We start from the raw sequence: 15,865 nt of genomic DNA on the forward strand, positions 1-15,865 counted from the left end.
TTAATTCATGTTAAATTTCTTAGATTTGGTAAATTATTATTTAATAAGATTTATTTCCAAATTATATTATGTCAAAAACAGCAACAATAGAAATTGATGGTAAGAGATACGAGTTTCCTGTAATAGTAGGAAGCGAAAATGAAGTGGCTATCGATATTAACAAATTAAGAGATTTATCGGGTGTAATTACCCTAGATCCAGGTTACAAAAACTCAGGTTCATGTACAAGTGATATCACTTTTTTAGATGGTGAACTTGGAATCTTGCGTTATAGAGGATATTCAATAGAAGATTTAGCTGACAAAGCTGACTTTTTAGAAGTTTCTTATCTTTTAATCTTTGGGGAATTGCCTACTAAAGTTCAGTTAGAGCAATTTGAAAATGATATTAGAAAACATACATTAGTTAACGAAGAGATGAAAAACATCATAGATGGTTTTCCTAGAACAGCACATCCTATGGGTGTTTTGGCTGCTTTGACTAGTGCTTTAACTGCATTTAACCCTAAATCAGTAAATGTTGACAATGATAAAGAGATGTACCACGCTGTTTGTAAAACGATGGGTAAGTTTCTAGTAATTGCAACTTGGACTTATAGAAAAAATATGGGTTATCCTTTGAATTATTATGATAATACAAAAGGGTATGTTGAGAATTTTATGCGTTTAATGTTTGAATTACCTACTGAGCCTTTTATGGCTAATCCAGTGATAACAGATGCATTAGATAAATTATTCATTCTTCATGCTGATCACGAGCAAAATTGTTCTACTTCAACGGTAAGAATGGTGGGTTCTTCTCACGCAGGTTTATTTGCTTCAATTTCTGCAGGTGTTTCTGCTCTTTGGGGTCCATTACACGGTGGTGCTAATCAAGCAGTACTTGAGATGTTAGAAGAAATTCATCAAAATGGTGGGGATGCTGACAAATATATGGCAAAAGCCAAAGATAAAAATGATCCTTTCCGTTTAATGGGATTTGGTCACAGAGTCTATAAAAACTTCGATCCAAGAGCAAAAATAATCAAAAAAGCTGCAGATGAAGTGTTAGCAACTCTAGGGGTTAATGATCCTATTTTAGCTATTGCTAAAAAACTGGAAGAGGCTGCTTTAGTAGATGAGTATTTTGTATCTAGAAAATTATATCCAAATGTAGATTTCTATTCTGGAATTATTTATCGTGCTTTAGGTATTCCTACTGATATGTTTACCGTATTGTTTGCGATAGGACGTTTACCAGGTTGGATTGCACAATGGAAAGAAATGCGTGAAAACAAAGAGCCTATTGGAAGACCTAGACAAGTTTATACAGGACCAACCTTAAGGGACTTCGAGTCAATTGATAAAAGATAAAAATATTTTTAAAAGCTTCACTTAAACGTGAAGCTTTTTTTATCTTTGATAAAAAAGGAAATTAAACACACTAAAATGAAATCCTTTTTTATTAGATTGAAAACCATAGAATTTTATTAATATTGAAATGAATTAGGATAACATTCATTTGCTCCTTATTAAATATCTTTGTGGTTTAATAAATACTCTAAATATAGATTGTGAAATAATAAACTTTGCTTCAGGTTTAAAGTTTTGGTTGTTAAAACTGAATCTTTAAACCTGAAATTTTAAACTTAAAAGATATGAAACAAACAACAAATTCCATACTAATGATTCGCCCGGTTGCGTTTCGTATGAATGAACAGACAGCTGTAAATAATTATTACCAAAAAGTGCTGGATGAACTTTTGCCAGCGACTGTTAATCTAAAGGCTCAGCAGGAATTTGATGCTTTTGTAGAAAAGCTAAAATCCGTAGGGGTAGATGTGACAGTATTTGATGATACATTAAATCCAGATACTCCAGACAGTATTTTTCCTAATAATTGGATTTCATTTCATGAAAATGGTGATGTAGCTTTGTATCCTATGTTTGCGGATAATCGACGTAGAGAACGTAGAGAAGAGATTCTTGATGTTTTGGAGGAAAAAGGGTTTCAAATTGAAAACATTGTTGATTATACCTCTGCAGAGGAGGATGGTTTTTTCTTAGAAGGAACAGGTAGTTTACTGCTTGATAGGGCTAATGGAATTGCTTATTGCGCTTTGTCACCTAGAGCTGATGAAGAACTTTTTATCGAATTCTGCGAAGATTTTGATTACGCGCCTGTTTTGTTTGAATCGTTTCAGACAGTAAATGGAGAACGCAAACTGATTTATCACACTAATGTAATGATGTGCTTAGGAGAAACTTTTGCGGTTATTTGTGCTGATAGTATAGATGATAAAAAAGAGCGCAAAATGGTTTTAGATAGCCTTAAAAAAGACAAAAAAGAAGTTGTTTTGATTACTGAAGATCAAGTCAATAATTTTGCTGGAAATATGCTAGAAGTTCGTGGAGCTAATGATAAAAGATATTTGGTTATGAGTTCTGCAGCTCACAAATGTTTAACAGATAAGCAAATTTTGCAATTGGAGAAACATGCTGAAATTTTGAGCTCAAGTTTAGATACCATTGAGGCTTGTGGTGGCGGAAGCGCTAGATGTATGATGGCAGAAATCTTCTTGCCTAAAGTATAAAGTTAACCGCGTTATCTTAAAATTATTTTTAAGGTAAATACAATAACAAAAAAGAGAAGCTATCCTAATGGGTAGCTTCTCTTTTTTGTTATTGTAAATTGTTTTTGACTATTGTAATAAACGAACTGATTATATATTGTACTCCAATGGCGATTACGATGAATCCTACAATTCTCGAGATGGCCACAATTCCAGATGCGCCAAGTATTTTTGCTAAATAATGGGCGCTCCTTAATACTATAAAAATAGAAACAGCAACTGCAAGTATAGCTAAAACGGATATGACGATTTCCGAAATTTCGTGATGTTCGTGATAAAAGGCAATAAGTAAAGACATTGATCCTGGTCCTGCAAGCATTGGGATGGCTAAAGGTGTCAGTGCTATGTCATTTCGTTTTTGAGCATCGCTTTCTACTTTTTTATTAACTCCTCTTTTCTTGTTGAAATTCCCCGTTAGCAATGAAAATCCAGAAGTGGCAATAACAATTCCTCCGGCGATACGTAAAGCTTCAATACTGATTCCAAAAAAAGATAAAACATATTCACCTAAAAAGAAGGAGATAATCAAAATCACAAATACATTGATGGCAGTCCACAATGAGATGCGGGATCGTTCTTTTTTATCATCATCTTGGGTAAGTCCCACGAAAATAGGTACAGTGCCAATTGGATTTAATACTGAAAAAAGTGCGGCAAATAAATAAATAAAAAGTTCCATGTTTTTTTGCGAAATTAGTTGGTTTAGATATGGAGAAGGTATTGTTTTAGATTAAGAAAAGGTTAAATTAAAAATGGCGAATGTTTTTTTTAACCTTAGAAAACGAAAGATATTAATTTTAATTGAAAACGGACTATAGTATTTTAGTACTTTTGCATAAAAATAATTATTAAAACATGAAAAATAAAAAAACTTTGGTTCTTGGCGCATCCAGTAAACCGGACAGATATTCATACAAAGCAATTACTATGCTTGTTGAAAAAGGACATTCTGTTTTAGCCATTGGTCAAAACGCGGGGGAAGTGGCAGAAGTTAAAATTAGAACTAAAGCAATTCCTTTGTCAAACATTGATACGATAACTTTATATTTAAATCCAGCGCGTCAACGTGATTATTACAATTATATAGTAGAGACAAAACCCAAGCGTGTGTTATTTAATCCAGGAACTGAAAATCCAGAATTATACCAACTGTTGGAATTAAATAATATAAAGTCTGAAGTTGCCTGTACATTGGTTTTGTTGGCTACAAACAAGTATTAGGTTAATTTCTATATTTTTTATTCAGGAGCTATTCCTGAATTTTAGTTAAACCACGCTGAAATTGCGTGGAATATCTTTCTGAAAAGCACCTTTACTTAAAAGGGTGTTTTCAATCTAACAAAGTTTTTTCATAATGTATTTTTTATAAATTGTCTGATTGCAAATTGATAAGTTAAAAAACAGTTTAATCAATTAAACAATTTGTTACATTTGTAGTTATGGAATTTTCTTCGAAATTAATTGAAAAAGCAGTAGGCGAAATGTCGCAATTGCCTGGTATAGGTAAGCGAACTGCGTTGAGACTTGTATTGCATCTCTTGAAACAGCCAAAAGAGCAAACCGGTTTTTTGACTCAGGCATTAATGAATATGCGGGAAGATATTAAATATTGTGTCAATTGTCATAATATTTCGGATAGTGCCACTTGTGAAATATGTGCTAATAAAAATAGGAATCATCAATTAGTTTGTGTCGTTGAAGATATTAGAGATGTTATGGCTATTGAAAACACAGCTCAATTTAGAGGGGTTTATCATGTGCTAGGTGGTAAAATATCACCTATAGACGGTATTGGTCCCAGCCAATTGAATATTAATTCACTAGTGGAGAAAGTTAAATTAGGATCAGTATCCGAGGTGATTTTTGCATTAAGCTCCACAATGGAAGGAGATACCACTAATTTCTATATTTACAAACAAATTGCGGAAGTAGATATTATGATTTCAACCATTGCTCGTGGAATTGCGGTAGGTGATGAATTAGAATATGCTGACGAAGTTACTTTGGGAAGGAGTATTTTACAAAGAGTTCCTTTTGAAAAAACATTTAGAAGTAATTAATTCGTTTTATAAAAAACTAAACTTTTTATATAGTAAATGAAAAGCTATATTTGTTACTTAAAATATTTAAATGAAAAGGAATAGACTCTATTTGTTGTTGTGTATTAACGTATTGTTTACTTCTTGTATTTCAACTCAAGACTTAATTTATTTACAGAAAAAAAACGGTCCTGAAATTGAAAATTCTATATCCTTAGTGGCTTCAAAGCCTTACAGATTGCAAACAAACGATGTTTTAAGTATTTCAATTAAGGCAATTGACCCAAAATTAGTTGCTATTTTTAGCACAACAAATGGTGCGGAGTCTAGTGGTAAGTCTGAGTCAGGATTGTATTTTGATGGTTTTACTGTTGATGACCATGGGAATATCAGGATGCCGGTTCTAGGCGAAATTAATGTGATAGGGTATACTCTCGACGAAATTAGAATCAGAATCGAAAAGCAGCTACTTTCAGAATATTTTAAAAAAGAGGCTAATATTTTTGTGACTGTTAAACTAGCCGGATTTAGATATACCATTAATGGCGAAGTAGGGAGTACGGGTACTAAGACGTTATTTCAAGAACATGTGAATATAATGGAAGCAATTGCTAATTCAGGGGATATAACTATAACAGGTAACAGGAAATCAGTCTCTATTATTAGGCAGTCACCAACTGGGAGCGAAATTCACGATATTGACCTTACTGATATAAACGTGATGAAATCCCCATATTTTTATTTGCAACCAAACGATTATATTTATGTAAAACCGCTTAAGCAAAAAACTTGGGGGACCGGGAAAACAGGGATAGAATCTTTGGGAACGATAATCACTTTGCTATCTTTGGCAACCACTACTTTTCTACTATTAAAAAATTAACACACCTTTCAAAGAATGTTAGACATAAAAGATTTTTCAATTTTTGAAAACCAAGTAAGTTTCGACTTTAAGGGATTCTTAATAAAAATAGGGAGTTATTGGATGTGGTTTTTAGTGAGTTTGCTAATCACTTTTACAATTGCTTACCAGGTTAATATTCGTAAAGAAAAAATTTACGGGATGGAAACCGTTATTTCCGTAAAGGAAGAAAGCAACCCATTATTCACTTCAAATACAAGTTTGGTTTTCAATTGGGGGGGTACTTCTGATCAGGTTCAAACAATTTCAACAACATTGCAATCAAGATCTCATAATGAATTGGTTGTTGATAAATTGCAATATTATATAAACTACTTATCACAAGGGGAATATAATCTTGTTGATGCCTATGGTGCAGTTCCTTTTTATGTAGATATCAATAAATCAAAAGGTCAGATTGCCGGTACTCTTGTAGGGATTACTTTTTTGAGTGAAACTGAATATGAGATTCGAATTCCTTTTGCTAATCCTAGTGTATCGTTAATAACTTATTCTGATAATTCTTATAGCACTACATCAGTAGTGGCAGGCGATTTTGTTAAAAAATTTAAAGTTGGGGAACCCGTTTCATTGCCTTTTTTGAATTGGAAATTGCAAATAAAAGACAACCCTGGTTTTTATAAAGGGAATGAATATTTTGTAAGTTTTAGTGATTTTGACGGAACAGTATCTGGATATAAAGGGGTAAATGTAAGGTCTGACGATAAAGGAGGTTCTATCATTACACTTGGAATGCAAGGAACCAATAAGGCTAGGATGGTCGAATATTTGAATTCGACAGTAAAAATGCTAATTAAAAGGCAATTAGATGGCAAAAACCAATTTGCAACTAATACCATAAGCTTTATAGACAGTACGCTTATAGATATGGAGTCTAAGTTGAAAGAGACTGGAAATGAGCTGAAAACATTTAGAAAAGATAAAAATATATTTGATATTGAGGAAGGTGGGGCTAAATTCTCGGATAAGATATTAGAGTTTGATGTGAAAAAGGACGAGATAACTCGTAAGACAGCGTATTATAATTCTTTAAAGGCTTATTTGAAAAACAGTACTGATTATTCAAAGCTTCCGGCTCCGTCAGTGGCGGGTATTGATGACCCAAATATTGTTGTAAATGTTTCTAAGTTGATTGCGCTTTCTACCCAAAGATCGGAAATGGCTTATGCTGTAAAAAGTGATAAGATATTCAAAGATTTTGATAATCAAATGGAGGCCATTAAAAATGTACTGTTAGTGAATATTGGATCGGCAAAATCTGCTTTACAGTACGATTTGGCTATGATTAACAGTAAAATAAATGAGGCGGAAAACACGATAAAACAATTGCCTGATGATCAACAGGAGTTAATTAAAATCAAAAGAAAATACGATTTAAGCGACAATATTTACAGTACCTTTTTACAGAAAAGAAGTGAAGCCGATATTGTAAAAGCGGCAAACCTATCTGACATACATTTCGTTGATCCTGCCAAAGATGTTGGTGGTGGTCTCATAGGCCCTAAGACTTCCGTGAATTATGTATTAGCTTTATTTCTGGGGATTTTGATTCCTTTGCTTTTTGTTTTCACCATTTTCTTTATAAATAATTCTATTCAAAATACGGAGGATATTAGTAAGCTAACTCAAATTCCATTAATTGGAGTGGTTGGTTTAAATAAAGAAATTACGGAATTGGCAGTTTTTGAAAAACCAAAATCAGCTTTATCAGAATCCTTTAGGGCTATTCGGTCTTCTTTGCAGTTTTTATATAAAAAACAAAATGTAGATGGAGCGAAAACCTTAATGATCACCTCTTCTGTCAGTGGGGAAGGTAAAACGTTTTGTTCCATTAATATTGCTACTGTTTTTGCTTTAAGCGAAAAAAAGACTGTGATTATTGGTTTGGATTTGAGAAAGCCTAAGTTGTATAATGAGTTTAATTTGAAAAATGATGTTGGTATCGTTAACTATTTGATAAAACAAAAAACGGTTGACGAAATTATTAATCCTACACAGATTCCATATCTAGATGTTATACTATCTGGACCGGTGCCGCCAAATCCTGCGGAGATGATTATGAGTGACGGGATGGGAGAGTTGATTGAAGAATTAAAGAAAAAATACGATTATATTATTTTGGATACACCACCAGTCGGGTTAGTGTCGGATGCTCTTGAATTAGCCCAGTATTGTGACGTGACTTTGTATATCGTAAGACAAAATTTTTCTAAAAAAGAAATGATTACATTATTGAATAATAGGGTGAAACGTGGGGAGCTACACAATGCAAGTATCATTTTTAATGGTTTTGAAAACAAAGCTAAATATGGTACGGCTTATGGATATGGTTACGGTTATGGATACGGCTATGGTTCTTATTCGAATGGGTATCATGATGAAGAAAAGCCTAAAAATATTTTTGAAAAAGTAATGGAGAAATTCCGTAAGAAATAAATTTAATTTCTTTCTAATAATAGTTTAAAAATGCAAGTAAAGAAAAAGGATACTATTTTAATAACAGGAGGTGCTGGTTTTATCGGCTCTAATCTAACGGAGTATTTTTTGTCAAAAGAATATAAAGTGATTTGTTTGGATAATTTTGCGACGGGTCATCGACATAATTTAAAAGATTTTATAAATAATCCGAACTTCCGTTTAATAGAAGGGGATATAAGAAACGTTGAAGACTGTCAAAATGCCGTTAAAGGCGTTGATTATGTGCTGCATCAAGCTGCTTTGGGTTCGGTTCCGCGATCGATAAATGATCCGGTTACCACAAACGATGTTAACGTTTCAGGGTTTTTAAATATGCTTGTAGCTTCTCGTGACGCTAAGGTCAAGCGATTTGTTTATGCCGCAAGTTCGTCTACTTATGGAGATTCTATTGGATTACCAAAAGTGGAAGATGTGATTGGGAAACCATTATCACCTTATGCGATAACCAAATATGTAAATGAGTTGTATGCTGAAATTTTTAGCAGAACCTATGGTATAGAAACAATAGGCCTTCGCTATTTTAATGTTTTTGGAAGAAAACAAGATCCTAATGGTGCTTATGCAGCAGTAATTCCAAAATTTGTTATGCAATTAATGAATCAGGAAAGCCCGGTGATAAACGGAGACGGAAACTTTTCTCGTGATTTCACTTATATTGATAATGTAATTCAGATGAACGAATTGGCGATGACAACGGCGAATCCAAAAGCAATCAATACGGTTTATAATACAGCCTATGGAGATAGAAATACTTTAAATGACTTAGTTGGGTATTTAAAAGAATTTTTGGCTGAATTTAATCCTGAAATTGCAAATGTTGAAATAAAATATGGTCCTAACAGAGCTGGAGATATTCCACACTCGTTGGCCAGTATTGATAAGGCAAAAGAATTGTTAGGTTATGATCCAAAATATTCGCTGCAAGAAGGGCTGAGGGAAGCGGTAAAATGGTATTGGGAGAATTTACGTTAATCGATTTTGGGTTATGGGTTATGGGTTATAGGTTATGAGTTGTGGGTTATTCGTTATCAGTTATGATTTGGAATTGAAAAACTGAGAACCGAAAACTGGGAAGTGAAATCATGGAAATTAAATAATATGAAATAGCCATGATTCAATCCCGAAGCTTCGGGACGCGATCACTAATAAAAATAGTTCCTTATGGGGCATTCCATATGACCGATAAAAAACAATAAATATCAACATATGAAAAGCTATAAAGATTTAGAAATATATAATTTGAGTTTATCCTTATTTTATACAACACATGCTGTTTCTTTAAAATTGCCCAGGTATGAATTATATGAATTAGGGAGTCAAATAAGAAGATCATCAGATTCAGTAGTTACCAATATTGTTGAGGGATACGGAAGAAGACGTTATAAATTAGATTTCATCAAGTTTTTAACTTATTCACATGCAAGTAATCTGGAAACGATTTGTCATTTGGAGAAATTAGTAATACTCTACCCTGCCATAGCAAATGAGATGGTCCTGCTTCAAAACGAATATGATAAATTAGGCGCTAAACTGTTTTCTTTTTTGCGCTATGTAGAAAATAACTGGAATAAATTTGAGTGACGAGATGTTAGTTATGGGTTATGGGTTTTCGGTTATGAGTTATGTGTTTTGGGTTACCGTATGGTAGTGGAAAACAGAGAACAGAGAACAGAGAACAGAGAACTGAAAAAATAAAATAAAAGTAAAATGAAAATTACAAAAATTTGTTGCATTGGAGCAGGATATGTTGGAGGGCCAACAATGGCAGTTATTGCTCAAAAATGTCCGCATATACAGGTTACAGTTGTCGATTTGAATGAAGAAAGAATTGCGGCTTGGAATGATGAAAATGTTGAAAATATTCCTATTTATGAACCGGGTTTAGATAAAATTGTGGCGGAAGCAAGAGGGAGAAATTTATTTTTTTCCACAAATGTAGATCAGGCGATTGATGAGGCTCAAATAATTTTCATCTCCGTTAATACCCCAACTAAAACCTATGGTAAAGGGAAAGGTATGGCTGCAGATTTGAAATATATTGAATTGTGTGCCAGACAGATTGCCAGGGTTTCAAAATCGGATAAGATCGTTGTGGAGAAATCCACATTGCCAGTTAGAACCGCGGAAGCGATTAAAAGTATATTAGATAATACGGGAAATGGGGTTCAGTTTCAAATCCTTTCCAATCCAGAGTTTCTGGCTGAAGGAACTGCGGTTACTGATTTGTTGAATCCAGATAGAATATTAATTGGAGGAGACTCATCCGAAGAGGGCCAAAAAGCTATACAAGCACTTGTTGATGTGTATTCCAATTGGGTTGCTAAAGACAAAATATTAACCACAAATGTTTGGTCGTCTGAATTGTCAAAGCTGACAGCTAATGCGTTTTTGGCACAACGTATTTCGTCTATTAACGCAATGTCTGAACTTTGTGAGAAAACCGGTGCGGATGTGAATGAAGTGGCGAAAGCCATTGGTATGGATAGCCGTATAGGTTCTAAATTCCTGAAGTCATCTGTTGGTTTTGGAGGTTCTTGTTTTCAAAAAGACATTTTAAATTTAGTATATATAGCTAAATCATACGGTTTAAATGAAGTGGCTGATTATTGGGAACAAGTAATCATTATGAATGATTATCAAAAAAGACGTTTTTCGAATACTATTGTAAAAACCCTTTATAACACTGTTGCCGATAAGAAAATTGCATTTTTGGGTTGGGCTTTCAAGAAAGACACTAATGACACCAGGGAGTCTGCAGCCATTTATGTGGCGGATGATTTAATAAATGAGCAGGCAAACATTGCGGTTTACGATCCAAAAGTGTCCGGGAAAAAAGTATTGGCTGATTTGGATTATTTAGAAACAAGATCTTCTGAAAAGAATAAAAAAGGAATAGTGTCATTTGAAGATCCATATTTAGCTTGTAAGGACGCACATGCTATTGCTGTGCTTACGGAATGGGATGAGTTTAAAGGATATGATTGGAAAAGAATATATGAATCCATGCAGAAGCCTGCCTTTATATTTGATGGCAGGAATATATTAAACCGTTCTGAAATGGAATCAATCGGATTTATTTATCAAGGTATTGGTTCTTGAATTTAGTGCGATTTAGAATGATATTGCCTTTGGTTATTACGCTGAAGGCAATAATTGTTTAAAAGGAGAAAGCTCTTAAACAGTAAATCGGGATGTTTTTCTATTCCGTAAAAAGTGAATAATGTATTGGTTAATCCTGTTTTAATGTTTAAATAAGTAGAATGGAAGCTTATCAAACTGAATGAGGGAAAAAAAATAATATAAATGGGTTCAAATTTAAAAATTGCGGTTATTGGCTTGGGTTATGTAGGTTTGCCTTTGGCTAGGTTATTTGCAACGAAATATGCAGTAGTGGGATTTGATATTAATCATTCTAGAGTTGCATCATTAAAATCAGGGATAGATTCAACTCTTGAGATTAGTGATGTTGATTTGCGAAAAGTACTCTTGGAAAAGCCAAGTGATGCTGTTGGATTGTATTGTTCTTCCGTTTTGGAAGATATTTCGGATTGTAATTATTATGTAGTTACCGTTCCAACTCCGGTTGATAAAAATAATCGTCCCGATTTAACTCCTTTATACAAATCATCAGAAGCCGTAGGTACCGTTTTGAAAAAGGGGGATATTGTTATTTATGAATCTACGGTTTATCCAGGTGTTACCGAAGAGGAATGTGTTCCTGTATTGGAAAGGGTTTCCGGCTTACAATTCAATGTTGATTTTTTTGTGGGATATTCTCCCGAAAGAATCAATCCCGGAGATAAAGCGCATACTGTAGACAAAATTTTGAAGGTTACATCAGGCTCCACTCCTGAAATTGGACAAAAAGTAAACGAGTTGTATTTGTCCGTAATTACGGCAGGGACACATCTAGCACCTACAATACGAGTTGCGGAGGCTGCCAAGGTAATTGAGAATTCACAACGGGATATCAATATTGCTTTCGTAAATGAATTGGCTAAAATATTCAACTTGATGAATATTGACACTAAGGCTGTTTTGGAAGCCGCTGGAACCAAATGGAATTTCTTGCCTTTTAAACCGGGACTGGTTGGTGGACATTGTATAGGTGTTGATCCCTACTATTTAGCCCAAAAAGCACAAGAACTGGGGTATCATCCTGAAATTATTTTAGCAGGAAGGCGATTGAATGATAGTATGGGTGAGTATGTGGCGTCACAAATAGTGAAGTTGATGATTAAGAAGGGGATTTCAGTAAACGGAGCGAGTCTTTTAATGCTTGGAATTACTTTCAAAGAAAATTGCCCAGATGTTCGAAACACTAAAATTGTAGATGTCATCGCATCTTTAACAGATTACGGAATTACAGTAACTATATATGATCCATTAGCTAATTCAGCTGAGGTGGAACACGAATATAATTTAGAAACATCTAATGAAATATCTGGACATAAATTTGACGCGGTTGTTTTAGGTGTTGCTCATAAACAATTTTTAGATATGGATCTTTCCGTTTTGCAAAATGAAAATAGCATTTTGTATGATGTAAAAGGAGTTCTGGGTGATGCTGTTGACGGGAGATTATAGTTTTATTATATAGAAAAAAGAATAATTATGAAAATAGGTATAACATTCAGTGCATTTGATTTACTGCATGCCGGACATATAAAAATGTTGGAAGATGCTAAAAGACAATGTGATTATTTAATTGTTGCCTTACAGACTGACCCTACTATTGACCGCCCGGAAAAGAATAAGCCTACGCAATCAGTTGTAGAAAGATACATTCAGCTCAAAGGATGTGTGCATGTGGATGAAATTGTTCCTTACGCAACAGAGCAAGATTTAGAGGATATTTTACGTTCTTTTAAAATCGATGTACGTATTATAGGGGATGAGTATAAAGACAAAAATTTTACTGGTCGTGATTATTGCGAAGAAAAAGGAATAGCATTCCATTTCAACTCAAGAGATCATCGTTTTTCCAGCAGCAGTCTTCGCAAAGAAGTTGTGGAAAAAGAATTGAAAAAAGTTATATAGCAGGTTATGGGTTATCAGATAACAGATAACTATCGAACTAACGAAAACAGAATACATCGATTAACGTCACTTCGAGTTTTTTTGCTTGAACAAATTTATTTTAAAGCAAGAATTGGTTAAGCAAAAAAGTATCGAGAAGTAACAGATACACAAGGGTTCTCGATACGATTTCAAAATAGCTGTCGCAATTTTTAAAATCTACTCGAACTGACGGAAAGGAATAACAGATAAAGGATAACAGATTACAATGAACAAAAAACACTCGATCACACACGTAATACTCACTGGAGGAGTTGGCAGCCGTTTGTGGCCGCTTTCGCGAAAAAGTCAACCCAAACAGTATTTGGATATATTCGACGGGAAATCTTTGTTTGAAATGACGGTGGATCGCAATCGCGATTTAGCGGATAAGATAATAGTGGTTGGTAACATTGACAATTGTCATCTGAGTAAACAAGTTTTGGATAAGACAGGTACTTCCTATATAGATATAATTGAATCAACTCCCAGGAACACGGCCGCGGCAATAGCTTTTGCCGCTTTTGCATCACAACCGGATGATATACTAATTGTAACACCTTCGGATCATATAATTGGGGAAATGAATCATTATAAAGGGGCAATTAATGAAGCGGTCGAAAAAGCTTTAAATGGTTTTATCGTTACATTCGGAATTGTTCCCACAAAGCCTGAAACGGGATATGGTTACATTGAACGCAAGGGAGATGACGTGATTTCTTTCCGTGAAAAACCAAACCAAGTCACAGCTGCTGATTTTATTGCTAAAGGAAATTTTCTTTGGAATAGTGGGATGTTTTGTTTTAAAGCCGGTGTGTTATTGGATGAATTGAAATTGTATTCTCCTGAGGTATACGAAAAATCCAAATTGGCATGGGAAAAGAACGACAATGGAAACCTGGATTTAAGTCTTTCACTTGAAATACCTTCCATAAGTATTGATTATGCGGTAATGGAAAGAAGTAAAAAAATCAAGGTGGTTTCATCTCAATTTTCTTGGTCTGATTTAGGGTCTTTTGAATCTGTTTATGATTATTTAGTTTCTATAGGACATCCAGTGGACAAAAACAGAAATATGACAATAGGAACAAATAACTATACCGCTTTTATCGGACTTAAGGATACAATATTTGTTTATACAGCTACCGCTAATTTAATTTTGCAAAAGGAATTTTCACAAGATGTTAAGAGTTTATATGGTAAGCTGGAAAGAGAAAATTCTGATTTATTGGATTGATACAAAATGTCATAATTATTTAATAGGAATAATTACTATTTTTTTCTTTTTTTTTAAACTAAAAGCATCACTAAATTAGGTGATATTTGTTTTTATTTTAAACAACTGCTATTGTGTTAATTGCCTTAATATTAAATTGTTGCAATTTTCAAGTTCGATATTGGAAGGCTACGGAATTTCTAAGGGGTAAAGGGCCTTTTTTTTTGGTTATATTTGCCGTCGAAAAGTTCTATTGATAGGTTATGAATTTTATGATTTTTTTATGGTTTTAAGTGATTGTTGTCAGGAGTAAAAGATAAACCATCAAACAGGACTATTCGATAAAAAGGGATTACAATCAATTTTTTGGTCTGTCTTATTTTCTTGGGAAGTGGAATGAATTAAAGTTGAGAACACTAGTTTATGAAAATGAACATCTGGTAAATAATTGATTCGACTTATTTACTTAGTAAAAAACTAAAGCTTAAATGTTAACGGAGTCGAATTCCCCTCTTGAAATCGAAGATTCAACGACTCCAAAAAGAATGTAAACCGGAGTTATAGGGGTTAGGGGTGTGTTTATTGTTTTGATAAAAATCATTAATCAAATGGCTAAAGTTTGAAAAATAAAAAGTTTAATGATTTCGAATCGTATTTCCCTCTCAATCCCGATGCTGCGGTAGGGAGTTAGGAGTGGAATTAATTAATAATACGGTAAAAGATGAATTGGTATGTGGTGTACACCAAGCCCAAGTGGGAAAAAAAGGTGGCAGAACGGTTAAATGAAATAGGTATAGTGACCTATTGTCCATTGATTTCGAAAACGAGTCAATGGTCTGATCGTAAAAAAATAGTGCATGTGCCGTTATTTAATTCGTATGTTTTTGTTCAACTGACGGAAAAAGAGCGTAATCTTATATTTGAAGTGCCTGGAGTTGTTCGGTATTTATTTTGGCTAGGGAAACCTGCCATTGTGAGAAGTTCAGAAATCGAGGCCATAAAAAAATGGCTTTCGGAACCGGAAGGTTATGAAGTGTCTATGGACAAATGGCAAAAAGGGGATAAAATCGTATTGGAGTCGGGACCCTTTGCAACCCAATCCGCAATCATCCAAGAAGTGAAGCAAAATCATTATATTTTAATATTGGAATCTTTAGGCTGCGTCCTTAGAGTGGAAAAGAAAGTGTTTTAAAGTGTTTTATAACATTTTTTAAATTTAAATTTGTAAGAACTGTATTTAATAGTATGTAAGTGTTTTGCTCATAGAGTATTATATATGTTGGGAATTATTCTTTTTAAATACGATGGTTTCTTTTTTTTATTAAGGTAAAAAAAAGAGGTATTCCACTTTAAATTTGTCTAAATTTGCAGCCGAATAAAATAGGGGGATCTCAAATATGGGACTCACCACGGCGAAGCCGTGAAAAAACAAGACTGTTTCAAAGGTTTTTTGTTTAATATTATAGAAGAGAATATTCGAAATATGTATCAGTTTAAGGGTTTTAAATCTTTGATAGTTTTCGATTTTAATATAAAAATGA

14 protein-coding genes are annotated in these 15,865 nt (G+C 33.8%); 13 read left to right on the plus strand and 1 reads right to left on the minus strand.

What is annotated here, in order from left to right:
- Positions 1-68: 68 nt before the first annotated feature.
- Both FLAK523_RS06730 and ctlX read left to right on the plus strand, forming a co-directional pair.
- A complete protein-coding gene (locus tag FLAK523_RS06730; RefSeq protein WP_248907743.1) occupies positions 69-1,352 on the plus strand; it encodes a citrate synthase in 1,284 nt (427 codons plus the stop codon).
- A gap of 284 nt (positions 1,353-1,636) precedes the next feature.
- Entirely contained in the window at positions 1,637-2,572 is a 936-nt protein-coding gene (gene ctlX, locus FLAK523_RS06735; RefSeq protein ID WP_248907744.1) for a citrulline utilization hydrolase CtlX, read from the plus strand.
- Between the two features lie 88 nt (positions 2,573-2,660).
- Here ctlX and FLAK523_RS06740 read toward each other — a convergent pair whose 3' ends face one another.
- A complete protein-coding gene (locus FLAK523_RS06740; RefSeq protein ID WP_248907746.1) occupies positions 2,661-3,290 on the minus strand; it encodes a MarC family NAAT transporter in 630 nt (209 codons plus the stop codon).
- A gap of 176 nt (positions 3,291-3,466) precedes the next feature.
- On the opposite strand from FLAK523_RS06740, the gene FLAK523_RS06745 reads away from it, so the two are divergent.
- The 11 genes from FLAK523_RS06745 to FLAK523_RS06795 all read left to right on the plus strand — a co-directional run bounded on the left by FLAK523_RS06745 (position 3,467) and on the right by FLAK523_RS06795 (position 15,516).
- Positions 3,467-3,832 carry a CoA-binding protein gene (locus tag FLAK523_RS06745; RefSeq protein ID WP_248907747.1) on the plus strand — a complete coding sequence of 122 codons (366 nt, stop codon included), beginning with the start codon at positions 3,467-3,469 and terminating at the stop codon, positions 3,830-3,832.
- 218 nt (positions 3,833-4,050) lie between these two features.
- Positions 4,051-4,671 carry a recombination mediator RecR gene (gene recR / locus FLAK523_RS06750; protein ID WP_248907748.1) on the plus strand — a complete coding sequence of 207 codons (621 nt, stop codon included), beginning with the start codon at positions 4,051-4,053 and terminating at the stop codon, positions 4,669-4,671.
- Between the two features lie 70 nt (positions 4,672-4,741).
- On the plus strand, positions 4,742-5,533 hold the full coding sequence (locus FLAK523_RS06755) for a polysaccharide biosynthesis/export family protein (RefSeq protein ID WP_248907749.1): 792 nt from the start codon (positions 4,742-4,744) through the stop codon (positions 5,531-5,533).
- Positions 5,534-5,548: 15 nt separating this feature from the next.
- A complete protein-coding gene (locus tag FLAK523_RS06760; protein WP_248907750.1) occupies positions 5,549-8,008 on the plus strand; it encodes a polysaccharide biosynthesis tyrosine autokinase in 2,460 nt (819 codons plus the stop codon).
- A 30-nt stretch (positions 8,009-8,038) separates the two neighbouring features.
- Positions 8,039-9,022, plus strand: a complete 984-nt coding sequence (locus FLAK523_RS06765; protein WP_248907751.1) for an SDR family oxidoreductase — start codon at positions 8,039-8,041, stop codon at positions 9,020-9,022.
- A gap of 234 nt (positions 9,023-9,256) precedes the next feature.
- Positions 9,257-9,631, plus strand: coding sequence for a four helix bundle protein (locus FLAK523_RS06770; RefSeq protein WP_248907752.1), 375 nt, complete (start codon positions 9,257-9,259; stop codon positions 9,629-9,631).
- A gap of 126 nt (positions 9,632-9,757) precedes the next feature.
- Positions 9,758-11,149, plus strand: a complete 1,392-nt coding sequence (locus tag FLAK523_RS06775; RefSeq protein ID WP_248907754.1) for a UDP-glucose 6-dehydrogenase — start codon at positions 9,758-9,760, stop codon at positions 11,147-11,149.
- A 204-nt stretch (positions 11,150-11,353) separates the two neighbouring features.
- On the plus strand, positions 11,354-12,637 hold the full coding sequence (locus FLAK523_RS06780; protein ID WP_248907756.1) for a nucleotide sugar dehydrogenase: 1,284 nt from the start codon (positions 11,354-11,356) through the stop codon (positions 12,635-12,637).
- 27 nt (positions 12,638-12,664) lie between these two features.
- A complete protein-coding gene (locus tag FLAK523_RS06785) occupies positions 12,665-13,090 on the plus strand; it encodes an adenylyltransferase/cytidyltransferase family protein (protein WP_248907758.1) in 426 nt (141 codons plus the stop codon).
- A gap of 247 nt (positions 13,091-13,337) precedes the next feature.
- Positions 13,338-14,345, plus strand: a complete 1,008-nt coding sequence (locus FLAK523_RS06790; RefSeq protein WP_248907760.1) for a mannose-1-phosphate guanylyltransferase — start codon at positions 13,338-13,340, stop codon at positions 14,343-14,345.
- Positions 14,346-15,090: 745 nt separating this feature from the next.
- A complete protein-coding gene (locus FLAK523_RS06795; RefSeq protein WP_248907762.1) occupies positions 15,091-15,516 on the plus strand; it encodes a UpxY family transcription antiterminator in 426 nt (141 codons plus the stop codon).
- The last annotated feature ends 349 nt before the right edge of the window (positions 15,517-15,865 follow it).

The organism is Flavobacterium sp. K5-23 (assembly GCF_023278045.1).
Taxonomy (GTDB): domain Bacteria; phylum Bacteroidota; class Bacteroidia; order Flavobacteriales; family Flavobacteriaceae; genus Flavobacterium.

What these genes read in the sequence shown, in the direction of transcription:
- FLAK523_RS06730 (WP_248907743.1), top strand. Translation starts at nt 69, where the DNA reads ATGTCAAAAACAGCAACAATAGAAATTGATGGTAAGAGATACGAGTTT.
- ctlX (WP_248907744.1), top strand. Translation starts at nt 1,637, where the DNA reads ATGAAACAAACAACAAATTCCATACTAATGATTCGCCCGGTTGCGTTT.
- FLAK523_RS06740 (WP_248907746.1), bottom strand. Translation starts at nt 3,290, where the DNA reads ATGGAACTTTTTATTTATTTATTTGCCGCACTTTTTTCAGTATTAAAT.
- FLAK523_RS06745 (WP_248907747.1), top strand. Translation starts at nt 3,467, where the DNA reads ATGAAAAATAAAAAAACTTTGGTTCTTGGCGCATCCAGTAAACCGGAC.
- recR (WP_248907748.1), top strand. Translation starts at nt 4,051, where the DNA reads ATGGAATTTTCTTCGAAATTAATTGAAAAAGCAGTAGGCGAAATGTCG.
- FLAK523_RS06755 (WP_248907749.1), top strand. Translation starts at nt 4,742, where the DNA reads ATGAAAAGGAATAGACTCTATTTGTTGTTGTGTATTAACGTATTGTTT.
- FLAK523_RS06760 (WP_248907750.1), top strand. Translation starts at nt 5,549, where the DNA reads ATGTTAGACATAAAAGATTTTTCAATTTTTGAAAACCAAGTAAGTTTC.
- FLAK523_RS06765 (WP_248907751.1), top strand. Translation starts at nt 8,039, where the DNA reads ATGCAAGTAAAGAAAAAGGATACTATTTTAATAACAGGAGGTGCTGGT.
- FLAK523_RS06770 (WP_248907752.1), top strand. Translation starts at nt 9,257, where the DNA reads ATGAAAAGCTATAAAGATTTAGAAATATATAATTTGAGTTTATCCTTA.
- FLAK523_RS06775 (WP_248907754.1), top strand. Translation starts at nt 9,758, where the DNA reads ATGAAAATTACAAAAATTTGTTGCATTGGAGCAGGATATGTTGGAGGG.
- FLAK523_RS06780 (WP_248907756.1), top strand. Translation starts at nt 11,354, where the DNA reads ATGGGTTCAAATTTAAAAATTGCGGTTATTGGCTTGGGTTATGTAGGT.
- FLAK523_RS06785 (WP_248907758.1), top strand. Translation starts at nt 12,665, where the DNA reads ATGAAAATAGGTATAACATTCAGTGCATTTGATTTACTGCATGCCGGA.
- FLAK523_RS06790 (WP_248907760.1), top strand. Translation starts at nt 13,338, where the DNA reads ATGAACAAAAAACACTCGATCACACACGTAATACTCACTGGAGGAGTT.